The 22,770-nt window shown below is 64.1% G+C and carries 18 protein-coding genes and 1 pseudogene; 10 read left to right on the top strand and 9 right to left on the bottom strand.

The window, feature by feature from the left end; translation table 11 throughout:
• Positions 1-9: 9 nt before the first annotated feature.
• On the bottom strand, positions 10-3,075 hold the full coding sequence (gene fdnG / locus ABDB81_RS23365) for a formate dehydrogenase-N subunit alpha (RefSeq protein WP_160474410.1): 3,066 nt from the start codon (positions 3,073-3,075) through the stop codon (positions 10-12).
• A 443-nt stretch (positions 3,076-3,518) separates the two neighbouring features.
• Here fdnG and ABDB81_RS23360 point away from each other — a divergent pair, with 443 nt between their 5' ends.
• Entirely contained in the window at positions 3,519-5,180 is a 1,662-nt protein-coding gene (locus ABDB81_RS23360) for a hypothetical protein (protein WP_346813729.1), read from the top strand.
• Between the two features lie 93 nt (positions 5,181-5,273).
• Here the strand turns inward: ABDB81_RS23360 and ABDB81_RS23355 are convergent, their stop codons facing one another.
• On the bottom strand, positions 5,274-6,155 hold the full coding sequence (locus ABDB81_RS23355; RefSeq protein ID WP_346813728.1) for a metal-dependent hydrolase: 882 nt from the start codon (positions 6,153-6,155) through the stop codon (positions 5,274-5,276).
• 347 nt (positions 6,156-6,502) lie between these two features.
• Here ABDB81_RS23355 and ABDB81_RS23350 point away from each other — a divergent pair, with 347 nt between their 5' ends.
• Positions 6,503-6,868 carry a mechanosensitive ion channel protein MscS gene (locus ABDB81_RS23350; RefSeq protein WP_346813727.1) on the top strand — a complete coding sequence of 122 codons (366 nt, stop codon included), beginning with the start codon at positions 6,503-6,505 and terminating at the stop codon, positions 6,866-6,868.
• Between the two features lie 34 nt (positions 6,869-6,902).
• Here ABDB81_RS23350 and ABDB81_RS23345 read toward each other — a convergent pair.
• From ABDB81_RS23345 to ABDB81_RS23325, 5 genes and pseudogenes are all read right to left on the bottom strand, one after another.
• Positions 6,903-7,073 (bottom strand): annotated as a pseudogene (locus ABDB81_RS23345) (DUF3079 domain-containing protein); the annotation flags it as partial.
• 137 nt (positions 7,074-7,210) lie between these two features.
• On the bottom strand, positions 7,211-8,110 hold the full coding sequence (locus ABDB81_RS23340; RefSeq protein WP_346813726.1) for a DMT family transporter: 900 nt from the start codon (positions 8,108-8,110) through the stop codon (positions 7,211-7,213).
• A 72-nt stretch (positions 8,111-8,182) separates the two neighbouring features.
• Positions 8,183-9,163 carry a quinone oxidoreductase gene (locus ABDB81_RS23335; RefSeq protein ID WP_137927010.1) on the bottom strand — a complete coding sequence of 327 codons (981 nt, stop codon included), beginning with the start codon at positions 9,161-9,163 and terminating at the stop codon, positions 8,183-8,185.
• A gap of 46 nt (positions 9,164-9,209) precedes the next feature.
• On the bottom strand, positions 9,210-9,776 hold the full coding sequence (locus tag ABDB81_RS23330) for a TetR/AcrR family transcriptional regulator (RefSeq protein ID WP_346813725.1): 567 nt from the start codon (positions 9,774-9,776) through the stop codon (positions 9,210-9,212).
• Between the two features lie 59 nt (positions 9,777-9,835).
• A complete protein-coding gene (locus tag ABDB81_RS23325) occupies positions 9,836-11,266 on the bottom strand; it encodes an ATP-binding protein (protein ID WP_346813724.1) in 1,431 nt (476 codons plus the stop codon).
• 249 nt (positions 11,267-11,515) lie between these two features.
• Between ABDB81_RS23325 and ABDB81_RS23320 the strand changes: the two genes are divergently transcribed.
• Genes ABDB81_RS23320 through ABDB81_RS23290 form a run of 7 tightly spaced genes read left to right on the top strand, consistent with a single transcriptional unit; the run spans position 11,516 to position 19,876 of the window.
• The gene (locus ABDB81_RS23320; RefSeq protein ID WP_137927007.1) at positions 11,516-12,250 is read left to right on the top strand and encodes a TetR family transcriptional regulator; all 735 of its coding nucleotides are present in this window, start codon (positions 11,516-11,518) and stop codon (positions 12,248-12,250) included.
• Entirely contained in the window at positions 12,247-13,098 is an 852-nt protein-coding gene (locus tag ABDB81_RS23315) for an FAD binding domain-containing protein (RefSeq protein WP_346813723.1), read from the top strand. The genes ABDB81_RS23320 and ABDB81_RS23315 overlap by 4 nt, the downstream gene beginning before the upstream one ends.
• On the top strand, positions 13,079-15,904 hold the full coding sequence (locus ABDB81_RS23310) for a molybdopterin cofactor-binding domain-containing protein (protein ID WP_346813722.1): 2,826 nt from the start codon (positions 13,079-13,081) through the stop codon (positions 15,902-15,904). The genes ABDB81_RS23315 and ABDB81_RS23310 overlap by 20 nt, the downstream gene beginning before the upstream one ends.
• Positions 15,905-15,933: 29 nt before the next feature.
• Positions 15,934-17,226 (top strand): MFS transporter, encoded by a 1,293-nt coding sequence (locus ABDB81_RS23305; RefSeq protein ID WP_160474416.1) that lies wholly within the window; start codon positions 15,934-15,936, stop codon positions 17,224-17,226.
• Entirely contained in the window at positions 17,223-17,873 is a 651-nt protein-coding gene (locus ABDB81_RS23300) for a response regulator (protein WP_137927003.1), read from the top strand. Before ABDB81_RS23305 ends, ABDB81_RS23300 begins: the two co-directional genes overlap by 4 nt.
• Before the next feature lie 17 nt (positions 17,874-17,890).
• The gene (locus ABDB81_RS23295) at positions 17,891-19,195 is read left to right on the top strand and encodes a helix-turn-helix domain-containing protein (RefSeq protein WP_346813721.1); all 1,305 of its coding nucleotides are present in this window, start codon (positions 17,891-17,893) and stop codon (positions 19,193-19,195) included.
• A 45-nt stretch (positions 19,196-19,240) separates the two neighbouring features.
• Entirely contained in the window at positions 19,241-19,876 is a 636-nt protein-coding gene (locus tag ABDB81_RS23290; RefSeq protein WP_346813720.1) for a glutamine cyclotransferase, read from the top strand.
• A gap of 6 nt (positions 19,877-19,882) precedes the next feature.
• Here the strand turns inward: ABDB81_RS23290 and ABDB81_RS23285 are convergent, their stop codons facing one another.
• A complete protein-coding gene (locus tag ABDB81_RS23285) occupies positions 19,883-20,794 on the bottom strand; it encodes a bestrophin family ion channel (RefSeq protein WP_137927000.1) in 912 nt (303 codons plus the stop codon).
• An 81-nt stretch (positions 20,795-20,875) separates the two neighbouring features.
• Positions 20,876-21,895: an MBL fold metallo-hydrolase gene (locus ABDB81_RS23280; RefSeq protein ID WP_346813734.1), complete on the bottom strand. Its 1,020-nt coding sequence runs from the start codon at positions 21,893-21,895 to the stop codon at positions 20,876-20,878.
• Between the two features lie 305 nt (positions 21,896-22,200).
• Here ABDB81_RS23280 and ABDB81_RS23275 point away from each other — a divergent pair, with 305 nt between their 5' ends.
• Positions 22,201-22,755, top strand: coding sequence for a ferritin-like domain-containing protein (locus ABDB81_RS23275; protein WP_160474420.1), 555 nt, complete (start codon positions 22,201-22,203; stop codon positions 22,753-22,755).
• The last annotated feature ends 15 nt before the right edge of the window (positions 22,756-22,770 follow it).

The following is a 22,770-nucleotide window of genomic DNA, read 5'->3' as shown; positions in this document are numbered from 1 at the left end:
GTTCGCTCCCTATGCCCGTTCCACCTTCACCATGAACGACTTGAACTCCGGCGTCTGCGTATTGCCGTCGCCCACGTATGGCGTCAGTGTGTTGGCCAGGAACCCTGGCTTGGCGATGCCGGTGAAACCCCAGTGCAGCGGGATACCCACCATGTGCACCACCTTCCCGTCGATCTTGAATGGCTTGATCCGCTTGGTGACCAGCGCCACCGCCTTGATGTAGCCGCGCGTCGATGTCACCTTCACACGGTCTCCCGCCTTCACGCCCACCTGACTGGCAAGCTCCTCGCCAATCTCCACGAACTGTTCCGGCTGCAAAATGGCGTTGATGCGCGCGTGCTTGGTCCAGTAGTGGAAGTGCTCGGTCAGCCGGTACGTGGTGGCGATGACCGGATACGCATCGGCCTTGCCGAACTGTGCCCAGTCACCCTTGAACACGCGCGCGGCCGGATTGCTCACCGCCTGCGGCGACTTGTTGAGCGGGTTGTAGCCGAGCGGATTCTCGAACGGCTCGTAGTGCTCGGGGAACGGTCCCTCCACCAGGTTCTGCCGCGCAAAGAAGCGGCCCACGCCCTCGGCCTGCATGATGAACGGCCCCATGCCCTTGGCCGGATCTTCATCGAGCTTGAAGTCGGGCGTGTCGAAGCCGGTCCAGCTCTTGCCGTTCCATGCGATGAGCTTGCGCGCCGGGTTGAACGGCTTGCCCTCCGGATCGCACGATGCACGGTTGTAGAGCACGCGGCGATTCGCCGGCCACGACCACGCCCAGTTCAGCGTCTGGCCGATATTGGTCGGGTCGCTGTTGTCGCGCTTGGCCATCTGGTTGCCGGCCTGCGTCCACGATCCGCAATAGACCCAGCAGCCGCTGATGGTGCTGCCGTCGGCCTGCAACTCGCCAAAGCTGTTCAACTGCTCGCCGGCCTTGCGCACCACCTTGGTGGCGTCCTTGGGATCGACGAGATCCGTCAGCGCGCGACCGGACAGTTCCTTCGCCAGTTCTTCAGGCGTAGGCGATGCGGGCAGCGCATACGGCCACCACAGGTTGACGATCGGGTCCGGATACTTGCCGCCGTCCTTCACATACATCTGGCGGATCTTCAGGAACAGCTCGGCCATGATCTCGATGTCCGAACGTGCCTCGGCGGGTGGATCGGCACCTTGCCAGTGCCATTGCAGCCAGCGCGACGAATTCACGAGCGAGCCGTTTTCCTCGGCAAAACACGTCGTGGGAAGACGGAACACTTCGGTCTGGATCGTCTTCGGGTCCACATCGTTCGATTCGCCTGCGTTGCGCCAGAACTCGGAGGTCTCCGTTGCAAGCGGGTCCATCACTACCAGGAACTTCAGCTTGCTCAATCCCGCCAGCAGCTTGGCCTTGTTCGGCGCCGCCGCAAGCGGATTGAAGCCCTGCGCGAGGTAGCCCGTCATGCGGCCCGCGTTCATCAGCTCGAAGACCTGGAGCAGGTCATAAGGCTTGTCGAGCTTGGGCAGATATTCGAATGCCCAGTTATTCTCGACCGTGGCTGCCGAACCCCACCATGCCTTCATCAGGCTGACGTGGAATTTCTCCACGTTCTGCCAGTAGCTGAGCTGGTTCGGCCGCAGCGGCTTGAAGGCACGTGCCTCGATGTACTTGCGATAGTCCTGCTCGCTCTCGGCCGGCAGCGTCAGATAGCCCGGCAACAGGTTCGACATCAGGCCGATATCGGTCAGGCCCTGGATGTTCGAGTGCCCGCGCAGCGCGTTCATGCCGCCGCCCGCCACGCCGATATTGCCCAGCAGCAACTGCACCATGGCGCCGGTGCGGATCATCTGCGAGCCGATCGAGTGCTGCGTCCAGCCGAGTGCGTACATCATCGTCATCGCGCGGTCGGGCGTGGCCGTGCTGGCCATCATCTCGCAGACCTTGAGGAACTTGTCCTGCGGCGTGCCACAGACGCGTTCCACCATCTCCGGTGTGTAGCGCGCGTAATGCTGCTTCATCAGGTTGTACACGCAACGCGGATGCTGCAGCGTCGGATCGGACTTCACATAGCCGTCCTCGCCGATCTCGTAATCCCAGCTCGCCTTGTTGTAGTAGCGCCGCTCGGCGTCGTAGCCCGAGAACAGGCCGTTCTCGAAGTTGAAATCCTCGCGCACGATGAACGTGAAGTCCGTGTAGTTCTTCACGTAGGTGTGCTGGATCTTGTCCTGCTCCAGCAGCCAGCGGATCACGCCGCCCAGGAACACCACGTCGGTGCCCGTGCGGATTTGCACGTACAGGTCAGCAACGGACGCCGAGCGCGTGAAGCGCGGGTCCACCACGATCAGGCGTGCCTTGTTGTGCGCCTTGGCTTCAGTCACCCATTTGAAACCGCACGGGTGTGCCTCGGCTGCATTGCCGCCCATGATCAGAATGACGTCCGCGTTCTTGATGTCGACCCAATGGTTCGTCATCGCTCCACGGCCAAACGTCGGGGCAAGACCTGCCACCGTCGGGCCATGTCAGACACGAGCCTGGTTGTCGAACCCCAGCATGCCAAGACTGCGGATCGTCTTGTGCGTGATATATCCGGTTTCATTGCTGCTGGCCGACGCTGCCAGCATGCCCGTGGTCAGCCAGCGGTTGACCGTTTCACCCTTGTCGTTTTTCTCGACGAAGTTGGCGTCGCGGTCGGCCTTCATCAGCTTGGCAATACGGTCGATGGCGTCTTCCCACGTGATGCGCTGCCACTTGTCCGAGCCCGGCGCGCGGTACTCGGGATATTGCAATCGGTTGGGACTGTGGATGAAGTCGATCAGGCCCGCGCCCTTGGGGCAAAGCGTGCCGCGATTCACCGGGTGATCGGGGTCGCCCTCGATGTGGATGATGCTCGACTTGGCGTTCTTGGCCTTGTCGCCAAGGCTGTACATCAGCACGCCACATGCCACCGAGCAGTAGGGGCAGGTATTGCGGGTTTCCGTGGTGCGCGCCAGTTTATAAGCTCGCACTTCGGCCAGTGCCACATCGGGCGCGAACCCGATCAGCGCCAGGCTGGAACCCGCCAGCGAAGCCCCTGAAAACTTCAGGAACTGTCGGCGGTTCATCGTAACCATGGGGGACACCTCCTTGTACCGGATCGTGGTCCGGTCAATGGATTTATTGCGACGTTCTGGTGACGCGGGGACAGTCAGAAGAGTATAGGCAATAGTGGCGTTTTCGCTATGTGCGCTGCGGCGACAGGCATCAGACATACGTATGACGCGTCGATACGAGAAGACATAATCGTTTTCCGACAACGATTCTGGCGATTGTAGGTACTAACTTCATGCCGGGGGCAGAACCGTGTATCGAGTGTGTCACAGAAAGATGACAGAAATGACATCTGTCAATGCCCCTCTGGGGGGTTAGCCGACATACATCCCCTACGCGACACTCCACGCCGCTTGCCATTGGCTTCAAAGCCGAGGCAAATCGCGCGCGCCAACAAGAAAGGGAGCCAGGGGTCGGCTACCCGGCACGCGTCACGGAAATCCAACTTCAAGAAGAGACAACTGGGATGAAATCGAAGCTTCTTTTGACGGGTCTGATGGCGGCTGTGCTGTCGGCTTGCGGTGGTGGTGGGGATGGCGGGTCGACGACGCCGACGGTGACGACGAAGGTCAGCGGTACGGCTGCGGTTGGCGCGGCTATCGGCAACGCACTGGTTCAGGCCAAGTGCGCGTCGGGTAGCGGTACGGCCACCACGGCCGCCGACGGCACCTTCACGATCAATATTCCCAACGTCACACGCCCTTGCGTGCTGAGCGTGACGACGGCCGATGGCACGGTGCTGCACTCCGTCGTGGAAGCGGGTACAGACACGGCTGTCGTGGCCAACATCACGCCGCTGACCGAGCTGATTACGGCTGCCCTGGCACAGGGCGATACCAATGCATTCTTCACGCTGTTCGACACGAAAGCGCAGGAACGTCTGACGGCCGCAAACCTGGCTACGGCAACTGGCACGGTGCGCCAGCAACTGGCGGGCTATGTCGATCTGACTTCCGTCGATGCCATCAAGGGCACGCTCGTCGCTGCCAATGGCAGCAATGCGGGCAATGGACTGGACAAGCTGCTCGATCAGTTGGGCGAACTGCTGAAGAAGTCGGGCACCAGCGTGTCTGAACTCTCCACGGCGTTTGCGACCAACGCGGGCACCACGGCCATCAAGACGGTTCTGCAGCCGGCATCGGCGACGTGCGCGGGCCTGCGCACGGGCAAGTACTGGGCGGTTTCCGGAGCCAATATCGCACCGGCGCAGTTCGATGCCTCGACGCTGCAATTGTCGATCACCAACCCCCTGTCCAACGTCCTGCCTGCGGCGATGGCCCTGACGCCAACCACGGACCTTCAGGCCAGCGCCGTGTCTACGGTGATGTCGCTGACGCCGACCACGGACCAGAACTGCCGCTTCACGGCTGGAACGGTCGGATCCGCTACCGATTTCATGGTGTCGAAATCGGGGATCGCGCTGGTACATGTGCCCGGTTCGCAGACCGTGTCGGGCTTCCTGATTCCCGCGCAGGAGATCAGCCTGGCCGAACTGGCTGGGGACTGGAATGCGCTCGGTTATGAACGCAACGACAACTCGGTACTCGAGTCCACGCGCATCACGTTCACGTTGGGCGCTGACGGCAAGTTCTCCGCGGGCGCCGACTGCACGGGTGTGAATACCTGCACGCCTTGGGCGGCTGGAGAAATGCCGACGCTTGCTGCCACCTCGAATGGCGCCTTCACGCTGACGGACCAAAGCGGTACCGCCAACGTGGTGGCATTCAAGGGCACAGATGGCCAGTACACGGCAGTCATCACGCATGAGGCGGGCATTCTCGTTGCATCGAAGCAGGTGGTGCGCGCCATGCCCGTGGTCGGTTCGAAGAGCACGTACTGGGACATGACGTACCTCCCCGGGCAAAATCCCGCCTATTCAGCGGACGGCACGGTTATTTCGACGGTAGATGCCGCGAGCAGCGTCTACACGCGCAAGCGCAACAGCGATGGCCGCGTGGATAGCTGGAAGCAAAACAGCCCGGTGAATGGCCTGCGCTATCGCGCCAAGTCGAGCGATCTCAACGCGCGCGAATCGATCTCGATGACACTCGGCAACACGGGCGTGGGTATCCTGATCAGCATCGACCCGGCTTCACTGTTCTACGACATCTCGGTCCTCCGTCCGTAATCTCGTAACAGACGGCTCCGGCCGTCGCGCTTTACCCATGAGAAAGCCCGCTATCAAGCGGGCTTTCTCTTTACTGCTGACCTCAATCGCTTCTCAAAACCCCACCCGCATCCCCGGCTCCATCACCACTACCGCCGTGCCTGACGCCGTCCCCAGCGCAGCCTTCAACTCGTCCGGCGTCCCTTTCAGCATCGGCGACGTCCCGTAGTGCATCGGAATCGCATACTTCGGTTTGACGAAGTCGCGGATGGCGATGGCGGCGTCTTGTGGTCCCATCGTGAAATGGCCGCCGATGGGAATCAGGACGAGGTCGGGCTTGTAGCGGTCGCCGATGAGCTTCATGTCACCGAACAGGCCGGTGTCGCCCATATGCCAGACCTTGAACCCGTTTTCCATCTCGATGATGTAGCCGACGGGTTCGCCGCCGTAGTGGGCTTCATCCTTGCCCGTGGTTGGGTTCTTGTAGATCAGTTCTGACGAATGCTCGGCGTGGACGGCGGTGATCTTGGGGCCGGTGGGGCCGAAAGGCATGACCGAGCCGCTCTTGCCAAAGCGTTGCGACAGGTTGGCGGGCACCAGTCCAAGTTGCACGAGTTGATTTCCCATGCCGCCGCCGGTGTAGATCGGCGCGTTGTTGAGTTTGGCGAGTTCGGGGGCGTCGCCCAGATGATCGCCGTGGGCGTGGGTGACAAGGATCAGATCGACCTTGCCGAGTGCCGCCAGTTGCTTGAAGCCCGCTGGCGTCTTGGGATTGCTGGTCAGCCACGGGTCGATGACGATGACCTTGCCACCGGGGGTGGTGATCCGCATGGCGGCCTGGCCGAGCCAGAGGACGTCGGTCTTGCCTGCGGCGGCTGGCGCTGTGGCGGCGGTCGGCTGGACTGGAACGGGCGCGTTGCCAACGTTCGAGGCGCAGGCGCCGAGGGTTGCAGCGGAGCAGGCGAGCAGCAGTGCGGAAAGGCGGCGTGTGGTCATGGTCGTCCCGGATGGAGATTGTCTCGACATTGGCTTTCGCACCGCTCCGGCGGACATCGCACTGCAACTGCTGAAGCGTTGCGAGAGCGAGTATTTGCACGGCCGGCGCCGCTGTCAATCCGCATCGCCCCATGCAAGGCGCCGGGTGATTTGTAACGCAGGATTTATCGTGTGGCGTGGAAATCGCGGCGCGGCATCGTAAATCAGCCACTTTCAGAGCTTTGATGACCGGGAGCAGGTCCCGCGCATTTACATCTGCTCACCAGTGCGTAACCCACTGTAATGGATCGACGTCCATGATGGAGTCCGTAAAAGGGGGCCAAGGTTGGCCCGCCAAGGAGCCTGTCATGCGCAAGTCGATTCGTTTTGCCGGTATTGCTGTCCTGAGTGCCACCATGCTCGTCGCCGGGACGGCTTCGGCGCGCGATCGCTATCACCACGGCGGTGGCGGCGGATCTGCCGGCGCCGCGATTGCCGTGGCCGCAGTGGCTGGCCTGGCGCTGGGCGCGCTGGTGGCAAGCAGCCAACCGGTGATGGCCGCACCCGCGCCGGTCTACGCGCCGCCGCAGCCGGTCTACGCGCCGCAACCCGTGGCCTACGCCGCGCCGGCAGTACCGCCGGGATACTGCTACGACAACTATCAGGGCGCCTACGTGCCGTGCGGCCGTCCGGCGCCGGTCCGGTACGCGCCGCAGCCTTACTACGGCTATTGAGCGGAGGTGGAGGGGGTGGCGCGCGAGTCTCCACCTCGATCCCCCAATCCCCATGCTCGTACCAGTCATCACCCAGTAATTCCGCGGGATGCTGGGTGCGGCTCGATCCGTTGCCGCAGCCCATGGCGTTGACGGCGCAGTACTTGTCGCAGCCCCAGCAGATGCGCTCGGGGTGCTTGGGGTGGAGGGGGAATGGTTTGCGCATGGAGTGCGTGGGCGCCGCGGATGGCGCGCCACGCGTTCGATAGTAGTCCTTTGGGGTCCGCATTTTTGGCGAAAAGCCGATGCTGTTTGCGTTCGATCAAACGCAAGTTCGCAGTGTGGAAGTGCGCGACCTTCTGGTCATCCCACCCTGCGTCGCATCACCAGATGCAGCCCCGCTGCAGCCAGTGCCATGCCGGCCCATGCCATCGGCGGCAGTGCCTCGTCGAGTAGCACGAACGCAATGACGGCCGTGGTGGGCGGGACGAGAAAGAACAAGGCCGAGACGCGCGAAGCTTCTCCGTGGCGGACCATCGCCAATAGCAGTGATATCGCCACGAGCGAGTTGCCGAATACGAGGTAGGCCAGCGAGCCGAACAGGCCGGGAGTCCATTCGATGTGCATCGGCTCCAGCCACCACGCGAGCGGTGCGGTCACTGCCAGGGCGACGGCGCATTGCACGGTGTTGGCCAGGACCGGATGGACTGACGTGCCGAAGCGTTTCTCGTAGAGCGTGCCGCCTGTCATGGCGAGTAGCGCGAGGATCGCGAACATCAGCGCCAGCAGCGAGGCGACCTCGACAGAAGAACGCGACCCGATAACGGTGGCGGCGCCCGATACACCGAGCGCCAGCCCGATCCAGTGGACGCGATCCACGCGCTCGCCCGCTACCGCTGGCGCCAGCAGTCCGATCAGGATCGGCTGCTGTGACGTAACCAGTGCCACCGCGCCTGCGGACATCCCAAGTTTGAGACTCAGATACGTGAATGCGAAGTAGCCGGCCTGAATCAGCAGGCCGATCACGCCCAGGTGCAGCCACGGCGCCACACCGGGTGGCAGTCGCGGGCGCAGCAGCAGACAGGGCAGGATGAGCAGTCCGGTCACGCATGCGTAGCGCAGGGCGAGGAATGTCAGCGGATCGGCGTATTGCAGCCCGAGCTTGAGAAAGACGAAGCCCGAAGACCAGAGCAGCAGGAACAGCGCGGGGGCGATACGCAGCCACAAGGGCGTTGCCGATGTCTGTGCTGTCTGCTCGGGCATGGGATGGGTAGGCGGGGGCGGAAACAGTCGAACCATAGCACTGCATGCCGCGCCCGTCCCCCGGGTCTTTCATCAGGCATCCATGCCGGGCACCAGCAGCAGTTTGCCCGTCGTGGCACGGCTTTCCATATCGGCGTGAGCGCGCGCCGCCTTGTCAAGCGGATAGCGCTGGCCGATGGTGGGGCGCACCTTGCCGTCGAGAATCCACTGGAACAACTGGGCGGCGTGCCTGCGCAACCGTTCGGGCGTCCGCACATGGTCGGCAAAGACCGCATAGCCGATCTTGATGCTGCGGGGCAGGGCCATGATGTCGATGGCGCCCGGCCCGCCGAGAATCGGACCATACCAGCACAACGTGCCAGCCACCTTCAATGCATCGATCGAGCCCTGGAAGGTGGCCGGCCCAGAGCCGTCATACACCACGTCCACGCCCTCCCCGCCTGACAACTGGATCGCTTCTCCGGCAAACCGGCCAGTGGCATCGACGATGATGTGATCGGCCCCCGCCGCCCATGCCACGGCCGCCTTGCTCTCGGAGGAGACGCGGCCAATGACGCGGCCGCCGCGGAGCTTGACGATCTGGGTCAGGAGCAGGCCAACGCCTCCGGCCGCCGCGTGGATCAATGCGGTATCGCCGGGTCGCACGGGATAGAACTCGGTCGCGAAATGGCTGGCGGTCAGCCCTTGCATCATGATCGAGGCAGCGGTCTCGTCGTCGATGCCGTCCGGCACGGGCACCAGCGACGTGGCGGGCACCACGACCTGTTCCGCATAGCTGCCCGGCGCGTAGGCCCAGGCCACGCGCTGCCCGGGATGGAAGTCAGTCACCCCTTCGCCGACTTCCAGAACCTCGCCGGCTCCCTCGACACCGGGCACGCGGGGATAGGGAATCTCGTTCCAGAACTGCCCGCGCCGCACGCCCATGTCCATGAAGTTCACCCCGGCTGCGGCTACCTTCACCCGGACTTCGCCCTTGCCGGCTGTTGGCGCCTTCCACTCGACTGCCTCCAGGACTTCCGGGCCGCCCGCTGTTGCCATGATCACCGCTTTCATCTCAATGCTCCTTAATGGAACGATCGTTCCAAAATTGGTAAAAAAATTATCGCAGCGCGCGCAATGCCAACTGGCTCAGGCCCTGCAGTTCCGCAAGGTCCGCACCGCCGCGTGCCGATAGCCGCAGCGCGGAGACACTGGCCAGCAGGAATGCGGCCAGCAGTTTGGCGTCGGCCTCGTTGAGCACGTCGCCATCGCGCTGTGCTTCTGCAATCCGGGCGATCAGCGGCACGGACAGCACGTGACCGAGTTCCGCGCGGATGGCGTTCAATTGCTGCTGGCTATCGCCGAACTCGCTCACGGACCCCACGCCCAGGCACGGTGTATGGGCACTTTGCACGACACGCGCCATCATCCGGTGAATGCCGTCGATGGCACGCGGCCCGCCCTGCAGCGCCGCAATATGCGCCTGGATTTCGGTCTCGCCATAGCGGCGCAATGCCGCGCAGTAGAGCTGCCACTTGTCCACGAACGTGTCGTAGAGGCTTTGGCGGCCGATCTTCATCGCGCTGGTGAGCATGGTCGTGGATGTGCCCGCATATCCGTGCTCGCAGAAGACGCCGATCGCCGCGTCGAGGGCTTCGCCCTGGTCGAATTCTTTTGGTCTGGCCATGGACCGCATTCTAGGAATATTGGAATGAGCAGTCAAGAATTAATTTTTGCGTCGGGGATTCAGCTTGCGAAACGCGGCAGCGTGATGGTGGCGCGTGTCCCGCCCTGGGGCCGGTGCGTCAGGACGAGTTCGCCGTGGTGGGCTTCGACGATGGACCGGCTGATGGCGAGTCCCATCCCCATGCCTTCGGGTTTGGTCGTGAACAGCGGTTCGAACAGGCGGCCGGCCAGTTCCGGATCGAAGCCTTCACCACGGTCGTCGATATGCAGGCGCAACTGGTCCGGTGCGGCTTCGCATGACAGCACCAGCTGGCGCTCGCCTTCCGGCACTGCCTGCATGGCCTCGGCGCCGTTCATCAGCAGGTTGATGAGTGCCTGCTGCAGCAGCACGCGCTCGCCCTGCACGGACGTCGATGACAGTTGCCCCTCCACGCGGAAGTCTATCTTCATCGCCTCCAGCGTGGATGTCACCATGTCCGCCACTTCCATCACGGCTTTGTCGGCGTCGAAGATGGCGACATTGGGCGTGTCCTGCCGCGCCTTGGCGCGCAAACCGTCGATGATGGCGCGGGCGCGCGTGGCGCATGCCGAGATATGCGCCAGCGTCTGGCGGGCGCGTTCGATGTCTGGCGCGCTGCGGTCCAGCCAACGCAGTCCGGCGCGTGCGGAGGAGTCCAACGCCGTCACCGGCTGTACCACCTCGTGGACGATGGACGCGATCATCTCGCCGTAGACCTGGAACCGGCTCGCGCGTGCCAGCTCGGAGAGGGTATTGCGCATTTTCTCTTCGGCATGGGTCAGCAATGCCACCTGTTCGGACAGCGCATCATGCAGGCGGGCGTTCTCCAGTGCGAATCCGGCTTGCAGCGCAATGATTTCGACCACGGCGCTGCGCGCCGATGTGAACATGCCGAAGAGGTGGCGGTGCTCCAGGTACAGCGCACCGACAAGCATGCCGTTGCAGCGCATCGGTACGCAGATCACGGAACGTGGCCGATAGCGCTGAACGTATTCATCGTCGCGCCAACTGGCGGCAGAGCAGGCGTCATCGAGCACCAGTCCGTTGCGCAGGCGAATGGCGGTGGCGAGGATCGACACCGGAAGCCGATCGCCTTTCAGCACTGCCGAAGGGGTGTGCGGGTCCGCGAAACGGGCGCGTCCGTTCGATGCCGTGGCGCTCGCCGCAGACTCCCAACTACCGTCGCGGATGGCAGCCACGCATCCGAAGGTGGCGCCAGTGCTTTGCAGGGCGGCCCGCAGCAAGGTCTCGACCCGCTGCCCCGGCGACACTTCGGCAGCCAGTGTCTGGGAGATGTGGCGCAGCGTCTGAACGTCAGGCGCGTGCTGCATCATCGCCGACCACCCGGCCTGCCGGTCTGCGGCGGTCTCGTGCAGGTCCGCGTCCATCGGCCAGACCGATGGCGTGAGGAAGGTGCAGCGGTGGTAGTCGAGTTCGTTGGTCATGTTCTTGCCGTCCTGCATTAACTTCATGTAGTGAACGCTCCATAAATGAACCTTAGCACAACATTTTCTGGAATGACAGACGTTGCGTGCCGAGGAACGCCGTCAAGGCACATGGTGCGGCGCCGATTTAACGCCGCAATCTATTGAATTTAAAGAGATTTATTTCTTTCTGTTGAAACTCGTCCGGGCGCCTTGTATCATCGCTCACTCATGTAGTGTTCCCTGTACGAAATGCAGGGAAACGCCAGCGGATGACTCCGCTGCCATAGGAGCGATATGACTCAAGCAGTAAAAAAGGCTGTGCGTGGCACCGGTGTCCGGGAGGCTGCGGCGCAGACCACCCGCGACAACATCCTGCGCGCCGCTACCAAGGTGTTTGCGCGCTATGGCTATGAGGGCGGCAGCGTGGAGAAGATCTCGAAGCTGGCGAAGTCCTATGACCGGATGATTTACTACTACTACGGCAGCAAGGAAGCGCTGTTCGTGGCGGTGCTCGAAGGTATCTACCGGCGGATGGACGAGGCCGAGTCGAAGGTGGCGCCGGACCCGTCAGACCCCGTGGAGGCGCTCAAGACCATCATCCGCTTCAAGCTGGACTACTACCGGCGCAACCCCGATTTCGTCAACCTGCTCAACACCGAGAACCTGCACAAGGGCCGGCATGTGTCCAGGCTGGAGCGCAAGGGCGATTACTCGACGCTGGCCGTGGACATCATCGGCGGGATTCTCGCCAGCGGCGCGGATCAAGGCATATTCCGCCGGGACCTGAATGCGCGCGATGTTTTCCTGTTGATTGCCTCGACGGCGTATTTCTATACTTCGAACCGCTACACGCTGACGGTCTTTCTCGGCGTTGAGCTGGACACCCCAGAGGCCGTGCAGCACTGGGAGTCCTTTGTCATAGATAGCGTGCTGCGCGTGGTGAGAGTGGAGGCTGCCACCAGTGAGCTGCCCGCTACCCCCGACAAGCCGCCCCGACGCCGACAGCAGGACGCCAGCCTCTCGTCATGAACTACCTTCGCCCCCGATCCCTCGATGCAGCAGTGGCCCAACTTGCGGCGCGCCCGGCGCGCGTCGTGTGCGGCGCAACCGACTGCCTTGCGGACCCGGCACTCGCGCCGGGGAGTGTCGAGTGGATCGACATCGCGGGCATCGAAGCCTTGCGGGGCCTGACATGCCGCGATGGCGTGGCGCGCATCGGCGCGGCCAGCACCTGGCAGACCATCGCGCAAACCGCCTGGATGCCCGTGGCGCTGCGCGATGCCGCGGCCGGCGTGGGCTCGCGGCAGATTCGCGTGCAGGGTACGCTGGGCGGGAACCTGTGCCATGCCTCGCCGCTGGCGGATGGTGTGCCGCCGCTGCTCGTGCTGGATGCCGAAGTGGAACTGGCGAGCGTGCGCGGCTTGCGTCGCTTGCCGTTGCGGGAATTCCTGCTCGGTCGTCGGCGCACGGCGCTTGCGTCCGATGAACTGCTGGTCGATATCGTGTTCGATCTGCCGGGTGCGCGTGACCGCACGGCCTTCGTGAAATGCACCAATCGCGACGGCATGGCGCTGGCCGTGGTGTCGGCCGCGGTGCATCTGCGCATGGGGCAGGGCACCACGCTCGAATCGGCTGCGGTCTGCGTGGGCGGTGCGTCGGATGTTCCTCTGCGCCTGCATGGGTTGGAATTGGCACTGATGGGGCGACACAGCCACGAACTTGCTGGCATCATCGGGGGCGCCGCGCTGGCCGAGTTGTCCCCCATTGATGATGTCCGCGCGACGGCAGCCCATCGCATGGACCTCTCCCGGCTTGCGATCCAGCGGGCTGTCCGGTTCTGCCTGGAGGAATTCGCCGATGACGCCCCCGCCTACTGAGTCCTCAACCTGCGCCGATGACGTAGCGGAAACGCGTGGCCATTCCATGTCGGCGGACGCTGCATGGTTCGACCTCAACGGCGCGCGTGTGCCGTTGCCTGCAGACCAGTCGCGGCGCCTGCTCGACCATCTGCGCACGGACTTGCGGCAGTTCGGCACGAAGGAAGGGTGCCGCCAGGGCGATTGCGGAAGCTGCACGGTGCTGATCGATGGCGAGGCGCGATATGCCTGCCTCGTGCCGATGGGCCAGGTTGCCGGACGCCGCGTCGTGACGGTCGAAGGTGTGGCCGAGAGCACGCAGAGCGGCGCGCGCCTGCAGCAGGCATTCCTCGCGCACCAGGCCGTGCAATGTGGCTTCTGCACGCCGGGCATGCTGCTGGCCTCGGCTGCCGCCGTCGACGCGGGGCGGGTCACGGATCGCGCCAGTGCACGGTCGGCCATTGACGGGGTGCTGTGCCGCTGCACGGGTTACCAGAAGATCGTCGATGCCGTGGCTGAAGTCGGTTGCGGCGCCCCCGCGCGCCCCTGCACGGCACCACCCGCCACGGGACCGGTCGTCGGCATACCGATCACGCGACTCGATGGTCCGGAGAAGATCGACGGACGCCAACCGTTTGGCGCCGATGCGCACCCGGCGGATAGCCTCGTGCTGCGCGCCGTGCGTAGTCCCCATCATCGCGCACGCTTTGCCTTCGGCGATCTGCACGCATTTGTTGCCGCGCACCCGGGCGTGGTGCGCGTACTGACTCATGCCGATGTGCCGGGCATGAACCTGCACGGCGTAGCCGGGCCGTATGCCGATCAACCCGTCCTGCCAGTCTCCGAGACGCGCCACTACCTGGAAGCGATTGCGCTGGTGGCAGGCGAGCGTGACGCGATGGAAGCGCTCGACCTCCATGGCTTCCCCGTGACATGGGAGGCATTGCCACCCGTGCTCACCGTCGGCGATGCCATCCGCGACGACAGCACGCCACTGCATGCGAATCGTCCCGGCAATCTGCTGATCGAAGGGGTGGTGCGTCGGGGCGATGTGGAGACGGCGCTGAAGGATGCTCCGTACGTGGTGAGCGCCACGTTCGAATCGAGTTTTGTCGAACACGCGTACCTGGAACCGGAAGCAGGCTGGGCGCGCAGGGTGGGCGATGTGGTGGAGGTCCACTCGTCCACGCAGGCGCCGCACCCGCATCGCGCCGATCTCGCGCGTATCCTGGGCGTGGCGCCCGAGCAGGTACGAGTCGTCGCCACCGCCGTTGGTGGCGGCTTTGGCGGCAAGCTGGACATGACCGTGCAGCCGTGGCTGGCCATCGCGGCGTGGCATCTGGATCGGCCCGTATCGATGGTGTTTTCGCGCGAAGAGTCGATGGCGACATCGACCAAGCGCCATCCCGCCAGCATCGTTTCGTCGATGGCCGCCGATGCGGACGGCCGGATCTGCGCGGTATCGTTCGAAGGTGAGTACAACACTGGCGCCTTCGCATCGTGGGGCACGGCCGTGGCGAATCGCGTGCCGGTGCATGCCGGTGGTCCCTATGTCGTACCGCACTACTCGGCGCGCGCGCGGGCGATTCACACGCACATCACGCCGGCTGGCGCGTTCCGCGGTTTCGGCGTGCCGCAGACGACCATGTCGCAGGAGCAACTGATCGACGAACTGGCGCGCCGCGTTGGCATCGATGCGCTCGAATTCCGCGTGAGAAACGCGATGCACCCAGGGGATTCGCTGCCGACCGGGCAGGTACTCGACAAGAGCGTGGGTCTCATCGCCTGCCTCGATGCGCTGCGTCCGGTGTGGCAGGAAGCGCAGGCCCGCGTGGCCACGCTCAATGCGTCGTCACCCGCCACCATCCGTCACGGTGTTGGCCTGGCCGCGTTCTTCTACGGCTGTGGCAATACGGCGCTGCCGAACCCTTCGACCGTTCGCTTCGGCGTGCGCCCGGATGGCGTCGTCGTGCTCCACCAGGGTGCGGTCGATGCGGGACAGGGCGCCAATACCGTGATTCCGCAGATCGCCGCCGATGCGTTGGGCGTGCCGGTGGGCACGCTGCACATCGTCGGACCCGATACGCATGTCACGCCCGACTGCGGGCGCACCTCGGCCTCGCGGCAAACGTTCGTGACGGGCCGCGCGGCCTATCTCGCGGGAACCACACTGCGCCGGCGCTTGCTCGAGCTGGCGAACGCACCGGCAGAGGCGATCATCGCGGTGGATCGGCAAGGCATTCATGTCGATGGTCGCGTGCTCGATCTCAGTGTCTTGCCTGTCGATGCACATGGCTATGTCGTTGCTGCCGAAGAGAGCTTCGACCCGCCCGTGACCACGCTCGATACGGATGGACAGGGCCGCCCTTATGCAACGTACGCATTTGGCGCGCAGATCGCCGAGGTGGTGGTCGATTGCGAGAGCGGCCGTGTCCGCGTGCTGAAGGTCGTTGCCGCGCATGACGTCGGTCGCATGGTGAATCCGACGTTGCTCGAAGGGCAGGTGGAAGGGGCCGTGGCGCAGGGCGTAGGCCTGGCGTTGATGGAGAAATATCATCCGGGCCGCCACAACAACCTGCATGACTATCTGATTCCCACGGTGCACGACATGCCCGAGGTCCGCGCGATCTTTGTGGAGGCGCCGACCGACCTCGGCCCGTATGGCGCCAAGGGCATTGGCGAACCGGCGCTGGTACCCACGGCGGCGGCCATTCTGAACGGGATTTTCGACGCGACTGGCGCGCGCATACGCCAGGCACCCGCCACGCCGGATGTGGTACGCAGGGCGCTGGCGGCCCTCACCGACACGGCAGGCGGATCGCAGTAGGACAGCGTTTCACCGAAGGTAAAAGAAAAATGACAACAAAAGCAGGCAGGGAAGACGTGGCGTGGGGGAGTTTGCGCCCGTCGTGGTACGCAGAACTCGGCCCGGCGGGGCAGCGGACCTTCAAGGCATCGTTTGCCGGCTGGGCCACGGACGCGTTCGATTTCATGGTGTTCAGCTTCGTGCTGGCATCGCTGATCGATCTGTGGAGCCTCGATCGCGCACAGGCCGGGCTGCTTGGCACCGTCACGCTGATTGCCTCGGCAATTGGCGGATGGGTGGCAGGCATGCTGGCCGACCGCTACGGTCGCGTGAAGGTGTTGCAGGGCACGATCCTGTGGTTCTCGGTGTGCACGCTGGGCATCGGCTTTGCGCAGAACTTCGAGCAGGTGTTCGTATTGCGCGCGCTGCAGGGGCTGGGCTTCGGCGGCGAGTGGGCCGTGGGCGCTGTGCTGATCGGCGAGATCGTCGCACCCAAGCATCGCGGCAAGGTGGTGGGATTCGTGCAGAGCGGATGGGCAGTGGGTTGGGGCGCGGCGGCGATCCTGTACAGCATCGCGTACTCGGTGCTGCCTGAATCGATAGCGTGGCGCAGCCTGTTCTGGGTGGGCATCCTGCCCGCGCTGCTGGTGATCTACGTGCGCAACAACGTGCCGGAGCCCGAGGTCTTCAAGAGAGCCGACACCGCGCGCAAGCAGGGCAAGTCGACCTCGATCTGGGTCATCTTCTCGCCTGCGCTGCTGCGTACGACGATTCCCGCCGCATTGCTCTGCACCGGTATCCAGGGCGGCTTCTACGCGATGTCCACTTGGCTGCCCACCTACCTGAAGCTGGAGCGCAATCTGTCCGTGCTCGATACGGGCGGCTACCTGATGGTGATCATCGTCGGGTCGTTCTGTGGCTACATGGTGGGTGCGTTCCTGGCCGACTACTGGGGACGGCGGCGCAACTTCATCCTGTTCTCGGCGCTGTCGCTGGTTTCGGTGTCGATGTACCTGACACTGCCGCTGACCAACAGCGAGATGCTCTGGCTCGGGTTTCCGCTGGGCTTTGCCTCGTGCGGCATTTTCAGTGGACTGGGGGCTTACCTGACCGAGTTGTATCCGTCGGACGTACGCGCCAACGGCCAGAGCTTCACCTACAACTTTGGCCGGGGCATCGGCGCGCTGTTTCCCGGACTGGTTGGTTTGCTCAGCCATTCCAGCAGCCTTGCCACCGCCATTGCCACATTCTCCGGTGCCGCGTATGGCGTGGTGCTCCTGATGGTTCTGATGCTGCCTGAGACCAAGGGCCGCTCGCTTGACAACGTGGAGGTGCCGCAATGACTGCCTCGATGACTCCCCCGATGATTGCTTCCGAACAACGTACCGTCCATATCGTGGACGACGACGACCTGGTGCGTGAGGCGCTCGCCAGCCTGCTGGAATCCCTCGACCTGAACGTCCGCGCGTTTGCATCGATTGCAGAATTCCTGGAATGCCCGCCGGTGGATGGTCCCTGCTGCCTGGTGCTCGATGTGCGCCTGCGCGGGCAAAGCGGCCTGGCGTTCCAGCGATCCATCGTGGACAAGGGCCAACCGCATATGCCGATCATCTTCATGAGCGGCCACGCCGATATTCCGATGACCGTGAGGGCGATGAAGGCCGGTGCGGTCGACTTCCTGGCCAAGCCGTTCCGCGAGCAGGACATGATCGACGCGGTGATCGCAGCGCTGGAGCATGACGCCAGGCGCCTGGAGAACGAGCAGTCGCTGCGCGGCCTGCGCTCGAACTGGGAAACGCTGACCGTACGGGAGCGTGAGGTACTGCGCCACCTGGCCTCCGGTCTGGTGAACAAGCAGATTGCCGCGGCGATGGGCGTGGCCGAAATCACGGCCAAGATTCATCGCGGTAGTGCGATGCGCAAGATGAACGCCCGCACCGTGGTGGAAGTGGTCTACAAGCTGCAGGCGCTGGGAGGCATCGCCGCGTAACCATTGCAGCGTCATCCGTGGACGCCCTGATTACCGCTGCCGCACGTGCCCTGGCGGCAGGCGATCCGCTGGGCGCCCTGAACCGCGTGGCCCTGCGCGATGATCCGCCCGCGCTGGCACTGCGCGGTATCGCCATGGCCCAGCTTGGCGATTTGCCGCGTGCCCGCGCACTGGTGCGCGCCGCGGCGCGGGGCTTTGGGCCGAGGGAAGCCGTGGCTCGTGCCCGCTGCGCAGTGGCCGAGGCCGAGATCGCACTGGTCTCCCGCGACCTTGGATGGCCCGAACGCTCTCTCGATGCAGCGCGAAAGGTGCTCCAGACCCATGGCGACCTCGCCAATGCCGCGCATGCTCAGTACCTGATCGCGCGGCACCAGTTGCTCGTCGGGCAGATCGTTGCCGCCGAATCGACGATTGCCGATATCGATCCTGTCCAGCTTCCATCGCCCCTGCGTGCAGCGCATGAACTTGTCGTGGCCGGGATTGCGGTGCGGCGCCTGCATGGCGCGGCAGCGCAGGCGGCCATGACTCGTGCTGCCGAAGCCGCAGCGCAGGCCGGTATTCCTGCGCTGCGGGCTGAGGTGGAACATGCGGCGCTGGCCTTGCGGACTCCGGTGGCGCGTCTGCTGGTGGAAGGTGGCTCGCAGCCGATGATGCTGCAAGACGTGGAGCAACTGTTCGCATCCGATGTGCTGGTGATTGACGCCTGCCGCATGAGCGTGCGCCAGCGTGAGACCGTGGTGCAGTTGGCGCGGCGCCCCGTGCTGTTCTCGCTGGCGCGCGCACTGGCCGAGCCGTGGCCGGACAATGCGCCGCGCGATACGTTGATCGCCCAGGCTTTCCGGACTCGTCATGCCGATGAGACGCATCGCGCCCGGCTACGTGTGGAGATCGGTCGATTGCGCGCGGTCCTCGCATCGTTGGCCGATATCAGCGCCACGCCGCGTGGGTTTGCACTGATGCCGCGTGACACAACGCGCGTGGCTGTGCTGACGCATCCGGTAGAGGAACCCTATGTTTTCTCCCCTCTCCCACTGCGCGGGAGAGGGGAGCGCATAGCGGGTGGCGTTGGCCTTTACGACGCGCGCGGTGTGCTCCCTGCGGCGGTGCTGGCCTGCCTTTCCGATGGCGAGTCATGGTCCAGTTCCGCCCTCGCGCTGGCCCTCGGCACAAGCCAGCGCGCGGTGCAGCGCGCACTCGAAACATTGGCCGAGGCAGGCAAGGTCGAACCCGTGGGGCGTGGCCGCGCGCGGCGCTGGATGACGCCGGTGCCACCCGGTTTCGCGACGGCGTTGTTACTCCCTGTGCCGCTGCCGGGCGCGTAGCATGGTTTGCACACCCCACACGGCAACAAGCCGAAGGAGACCACCATGAAGCGATCCAATGCCGAAATCCTGGAGGAATACGGCCCCTTCCCGGGCCACGACACCGTGCATGGCCTGACCTACGATGGCCGGCAGGTCTGGTTCGCCGTGGGCGACAAGCTGCTGGCACTCGATCCGGCCAGCGGCAAGACCGGGCGTGCCATCGACGTGCAGGCCGATGCCGGCACCGCGTTCGATGGGCGCTTCCTGTACCAGATTGCCGAGCGTCATATCCAGAAGATCGATCCGGCAACCGGCAAGGTGGTGTCCACCATCCCGGCGCCTGGCAATGGCAATGATTCGGGCCTGACCTGGGCGGAGGGTTCGCTCTGGGTGGGCCAGTACCGGGCGCGCCAGATCGTCCAGGTCGATCCGGAAACGGGCAACGTGCTGCGTACCATCGAATCGAACCGTTTCGTCACGGGTGTGACGTGGGTCGATGGGCAACTGTGGCACGGCACCTGGGAGGGCGAGCAGAGCGATCTGCGCGGCCTGGACCCGAAGACGGGCAAGGTGCTGGAGACCATCGACATGCCGCAGGGCGTGGGCGTATCGGGACTCGAATACGATGGACGCGACCGCTTTTACTGTGGCGGCGGTGAAAGCGGCAAGGTTCGCGCGGTCAAGCGCTCGGCTGGATGATGGCGCTCAGGTCTGAATGAATCCGTTCGGTGCCGGCGCGGCGGTCCGTGGCAGTTCGCCAACCATCTCCAATACCGTGGATTCGATCATGTAAGACATGGCCGAGAGCGCGAGATCGTTGGCTTCCTCACCGAACGGTTCCTCGATCTCCGCGCTCAATGCTTCCAGCGCAAAGAAGGTATAGGCGATGAAGCAGACGATGACCGGCGTCATCAGCCCGATGCTGTCGAGCAGTCCGAACGGCAGCAGCGTGCAGTACAGATAGATGCAGCGGTGGATGATCACCGAGTAGGTGAACGGGATGGGTGTGCCGGCCAGCCGCTCGCAGCCGCCCAGCGCAGTGCTCAACTGGCTCAGCGATGTTTCCATCGGTAACGCCAGCGATGGGGCCAGTTGCCCGCGACGGATCTGCTCGCCCACCCATTCGCCGGCCATCAGCAGCGCGATAGCGGGCTTATATTTCGCGGCCTGCAGACGCGCTGCGCCGGTCTCATCGAGGAACTTGCCGATATCGGCGGCGGCATCGGTGCCACGCAGTTGATGGCGCAGCGCATGGACAAACGCGCAGAGCCGATAGGCGAGGGCCTGTGCCGCCGCACGGTCGCCGACGAGCGTCAGCGCCTGCCGCGTCAGCGAGCGCGATTCGTTGAGCACGCTGCCCCACAGCGTGCGGCCTTCCCAGAAGCGGGCGTAGCTCGTGCTGTTGCGAAAGCCCAGGAAGATCGCCAGCGTCAGGCCGATCAGCGAGAACGGTACGAAGTTCAGGGATACCTTCCAGTCACCGATCCGACCATGCGCCAGCGTGATCAGCGCGGCGAACAGCGTGACGCCGACCAGCTGCGAAGTGATCCGGGGCAGGACCGAACCTCGCAGCACAAACAGCATGCGGAGCCAGTGAAGCGGCGGGCGAACGATCATCGTGTGGGGGCGAGCTTTTTTGCGGAACGCCTATGTTCGCACGTTCGCCCTTTCGATGGGTTGAGGCCCTGACGCCTCCGCTCAGCGGTCGCTGCGGATCGGGCCGTACTCCACCGGCACCCAGGCGTAGCCGTTGTGCTCGCGCCGCACATGGCCCAGACCCGGGAAGGGCAGGTGCGCACCGCCCACCCAAAGCTGATTCTTGGCCGCATCGGCCATCATGCGTTTGCGCGTTTGCACGGCCTGATGGCTGTCCACGTCGAATTCGATGGCGATGTTCGGGCGACGGAACTGCGTGGCATGGCTGTGCACGATATCGCCCCACAGCAGCAGGCTTTCCTTGCCCGAGGTGAACAGGTAGCCGGTATGGCCCGGCGTATGGCCGCGCGCGACAACGGGGCGCACGCCCGGCACCGGCTGCTCGCCTGCGGCGGCATCGAAGGTCTTGAAGTGCTGCGCGGCGATGTACGGGGCAATCGCCTTCTGGGCCATCTCGAAGAACGGCTTGCCGCCCTCGGGCGCGGCGGCCGTGTTGGATTCGCTGAGCCAGTAGTCGGCATCGGCCTTGTCGGCGCGTACCGTGGCGTTCGGGAACACCATCTTGCCGTCGGCCGTGGTCAGGCCGCAGGCATGGTCGCCGTGCATGTGGGTCAGCAACACCGTATCGACCTGTTCCGGCGTGTAGCCAGCGGCGCGCAGATTGTTCAGGATGCCGCCCAACGTGGGGCCGAAGCAGGCCGCCGCGCCGGTATCCACCAGCACAAGGTGCGTGCCGGTGTTGACGAGGTAGGCGTTGACGGCGGTCTGCACGCCGGGCGTCGATTTCACGAACATGCGCGCCAGCAGGCTTTGCACTTCACGCGCGCTGGTGTACTTCAGCAGCTTGGTGTCGATGTCGATGTAGCCATCGTAGAGCGCCGTGACTTCCAGCTGGCCCACCATCATGCGGTAGTAGCCGGGAACCTGTGTCTTGAGCTGCGCGGGCGGCGCCGCGTGGGCCACGCCGGTGGTCAGTGGCAGGGTGGCGGCCCCCATGGCAACGGTAGCTGCGGTCAGGAACATGGCGGACAGGCGCCGTGGCAAGCTCGGCTTTATCGACATCATTGGTGACTACCCCCTGGATTCTTGGTGATGTTTCATGGTTCGCACGGTAAATGCGCGAAACGTCACCCTACGCTCGTTGGCGTCAGCGAACAAGTTGGGCCTTGGCATGACAGGGACATACACAGGGCGGACGGTCGTTGCAGGCATCACCGGGTGGATTTTGTAAAAAACGCACGCCGTGATGCGGAGCGCCACGGAATTACCAAGGCTGGCGCCGTGGCATCGATATTGCCTGCGGGGTAAAAGTCCGCCGCCTACGCAGCATCGCGCGGAACCATTCGAACGATTACGAAGGAGTCCCCATGTCTGATAACCAACCGTTCCTGACCGACATCAAGACGCTGCGCGAGCGCGCCCGCAAGCACATCGACGACGGCGCGGTGACCGCCGGGTACGACGCCGACCGTGCCACGGTAATCAAGCTGCTGAATGATGCACTGGCCACGGAAATCGTTTGCGTGCTGCGGTATCGCCGGCACTACTTCATGGCGAAGGGTCCGAACTCCAAGGGTGTGGCCGACGAGTTCCTGGCGCACTCCAACGAGGAGCAGGGCCATGCCGACCAGATTTCCGAACGCATCGTGCAACTCGGCGGCGAGCCGGACCTGTCTCCTGACAGCCTGGTCTCCCGCAGCCACGCGGAGTATGTGGAGGGGTCCTCGCTCTCCGACATGATCAAGGAGAACCTCATCGCCGAACGCATCGCGATCGACACCTATCGCGAGATCGTGCATTACATCGGGGAAAAAGACCCGACGTCACGCCGGCTGATGGAAAGCATCCTGGCCGTTGAGGAAGAACACGCGGATGAAATGCTGGACTTGCTGGCGGCGAACCCGGATGAGAAGTCGCACTAAAGTTTGAATCACTGA

Origin of the sequence: Cupriavidus sp. DL-D2 (genome assembly GCF_039710735.1) — a bacterium.
GTDB lineage: Bacteria > Pseudomonadota > Gammaproteobacteria > Burkholderiales > Burkholderiaceae > Cupriavidus.
The sequence above is the reverse complement of the archived record's forward strand: the minus strand, read 5'-3'. Positions and strand labels throughout refer to the sequence as shown.